Annotated in this window: 2 protein-coding genes; one reads left to right on the top strand and one right to left on the bottom strand. The window is 45.0% G+C overall.

What is annotated here, in order from left to right; translation table 11 throughout:
- Positions 1–396 (top strand): hypothetical protein (locus tag KDK18_RS04245; protein WP_257253443.1); only part of this gene is annotated, 396 nt, incomplete at its 5' end.
- A gap of 63 nt (positions 397–459) precedes the next feature.
- Here the strand turns inward: KDK18_RS04245 and KDK18_RS04240 are convergent.
- Positions 460–1,171, bottom strand: a 712-nt coding sequence (locus KDK18_RS04240) for a DUF4116 domain-containing protein (protein WP_257253442.1), incomplete at its 5' end; no start/stop codon positions are given.

The raw sequence follows: 1,171 nt of genomic DNA, 5'->3' as shown, positions 1-1,171 counted from the left end.
GACCATAAAGGCTGCAATACTGACCAGCAAAAGGGAATCACTCGTGGCATCCACAATAGCTTCCATGATCTCAGGCAAGTCAGAGTGCCTGAAAGGATGACCCGCCTGGAAAAGATGCAGTGTCGCCACGGCTTCAGATTACTGAGCACAGAAACACAAGTAGCCATTGTTCAGGAGGTGCAACGACTGCAATCCGAAGGGATACCCATGAGCCTCGGCACTTTAACCCAGAAAACCCTGAAATCCCCTCTGGCGAAAAGAGCCCTTGAGCAAAGAGGAATTGCTGTGGTTAGTCAGAAACGCTTCAGGGGATATGATGACAAAGGTAACGTAAACCTGCAGGACATGCTGGTGCCTATGAAGGTTCTGCCTGATCGTAATAAAGCGAAGACATAACAAGGCTGGCTTAGATACAGCCAACCCTTATAGTACAGGGGATGCAGAGGAATTTGACGTTGATCAGTATGAGACTTCCATCCTTTGAGCTGCAGCTCGGATGTCCGGATCAGATTTCAGATTGTCGCTAAGGTAACGGAAGATGCGGGGAGCTCGTGGGAGCAGAGGCAGGACAAAATACTTGTCATTTTTAAGAGACTCAGTAGCAAAGCGCATGGCTAGAGGATTTTCCTCAATGATTGTCCTCAACAGGGCTTCATTGTTTTTTGCTGCCTGTCCGGCATAGGAATAGGCATAAGCATGTTTTCTGGTAGCTGACAGAATCACATCAGTGTCATTTTTGAGATCCATACTGGCATACTTGAGTGCATCAGCATAATTATTGACGGCAAGCATTACCAGCGATTTATCATTTTTGATACGGTCGCTGGCATAAACTAATAAACTTCCATCTTGTTCTATGGTAGTTTTAGCTATGCCAGTATCATCCTTAAATATGTCGGCGATCAAACTAAATACAACCGGGTTTTGCTGAACCAGCAAAAGCACCAGATCCCTGTCATGATCTAAATCAAAGTCCTCGCGCAGGAGTTCAATGTAAGCTTTTTGCCCTGGGTGGTATCTGCTTGCAATGGCCATGCTAAATAGCAGTTCTTTTATTATTCTCGCAGCATCATTCGGCTCAAGGTGTTTGGTAGCCGCATTAAATATTTGGCGAAGTTTTGAATTTCTATCCGGATCTTCAGTTGCCTCAATATAATGATAAGCTTTATTG

The sequence above is a fragment of the Endozoicomonas sp. SESOKO3 genome (assembly GCF_024606255.1).
This window is presented reverse-complemented; position numbering and strand designations above follow the sequence as displayed.